Below are 1,672 nucleotides of genomic sequence, written 5' to 3' on the forward strand. Positions count from 1 at the left end.
AGCCTCAATTCACCGATGAAGTAGCCGGGGCGGTCGCTGGCATGGTCGTGGGTCGTGACCGTATGGAGGGCGTGTGAGGTCCGCCGGTCTGCCCGGCTTTCCACTTTGGTTCCTGGTCGTAGGTGCTGGAGTTGGGAGTCAGATCGGCACGTTGGGCCGGCGCGGGGAGAAGACGGTGTCGTAGAGCGCCTGCCAGGCTGTTTGCCATGGCCAGCTTTCGGGTAGATGGAGTCGGAGCCGCCGGGCTGAGGAGGCGATCCGGGCCGGGATGTTGATGAGTTTGCGGCGGATCGTCGCGGTCGTCGCGCGTGCCAGGCTCGAGCTTGTGGTCAGGGTGGCGGCGGCGCGGGTGAGGTTGAACGCCATGACGGCGCAGGTCAGCCAGGCGGCGTTGGCGTTGAACACGCCCGAGGGCAGGTGCGCCAGCGCGGAGGCTTTCAGGTCAGCGTGGACGTTCTCGATGATCGCGTGTGCGCGGTGGGTCTTGTCGGCCGCCACTGTGTCGTACTGCTCTACGGATGTAGTGGTGAAGAACGCATGGAACCGCCAGGTATCGAACAGGCTCGCCTGCCCACTTGCAGCCTTGGGATTCAGGTCGGGGATACGGCGCACCACGAGCCGACCCGGCACCTGGTCGTTCTTGGGCTTCGAGGTGAATGCGGTGAAGTCGACCTCGGCGACTTCGGCGCGGGAGATCCAACGGTTGGTGTGTTCGTCGAAGATCGCGTCGGTGTAGTTGATCGTGGTCCACGCGTCGTCGTCGATGGTGGCGATGGCACGTTTGACCGCCGGGTCCATGCGTACGGTGACCGAGACCTCGGCTCCGGCGGCCAGGCAGGCGGTGACCATGCTGTGGGAGTAGAACGCCGAATCGCCTCGGACCAGCACGTCACGGCCGTGAAGGTGGGTGCGGCGGATCAGTGCCAGCGTGTCGGTGGCCAGCCGGGCAGCCCCTCGCGGGGACCCGGCAGAGCCCTTGCGCAGCCGTTGAGCGGCGATCACCGGAGCAGCCTGCTCGGTGGAGACCGTGGCCAGCAGCGCGTTCAGGCCACGTACCCCGGAGTAGCCGAACGAGGCGCCCTGCTTGGCGTGTCCGTAGACCTCCACGATCGTGTCGTCGATATCGACCATCACCGTCCCGGTGTCCGACTCATGACCGAGCAGTCCGGTGTGTTCGGCCAGTGCGCGCACGAACCGCGAGGCGATCGCATCGGTTTGGCGGACGTGGCCGAAGGTGAACTGCCGCAGGAACGATCCCAGCGTCGAAGGGGCGTACGGGCGGTCGAAGAGTGTGCCCATCGCCCCGTGGCGCAGCAGGGCCATGTCGTCGATGCTATCCGCGCCTGCGGCCATCCCGGCCACGAGCGAGGCCAGTTTCACTCCACCGTTGGAGCCCTTGTCGGTGGGCACGCTCAGATGCTCGTCACCGAGCCGGTGCAGGCCCGCCCGGTCGGCGAGTTTCATCAGCGGCACGAGGCCGGCGCCCGACACGAGGTTGGGCTCATCGAACGTCGCGAAGCTTACGGGCAGAGTGTGAGATAGTTGCATCTGCGGGATGCCCTTCTTGAATTGGCGATACGGACCTTAAGCAAGTCGTATCTTGCCAGTTCAGAAGGGCATTCTCGCGTTCCCACACCGCGCTAGAAGTTCATCTCATCGGTGGATCCAGGCT

At 65.6% G+C, this 1,672-nt stretch carries 1 protein-coding gene; it reads right to left on the bottom strand.

The genetic code is table 11. The features are described 5' to 3' along the window. Positions 1-138: 138 nt before the first annotated feature. Positions 139-1,548, bottom strand: coding sequence for an IS1380 family transposase (locus tag G6017_RS14970; RefSeq protein ID WP_069389547.1), 1,410 nt, complete (start codon positions 1,546-1,548; stop codon positions 139-141). Positions 1,549-1,672: the final 124 nt, after the last annotated feature.

The sequence above is a fragment of the Dietzia sp. B44 genome, assembly GCF_014145245.1.
GTDB lineage: Bacteria > Actinomycetota > Actinomycetes > Mycobacteriales > Mycobacteriaceae > Dietzia > Dietzia natronolimnaea.

Bases quoted from the DNA above. Each gene is read 5' to 3' on its own strand.
- G6017_RS14970 (WP_069389547.1), bottom strand. From the start codon at position 1,548: ATGCAACTATCTCACACTCTGCCCGTAAGCTTCGCGACGTTCGATGAG.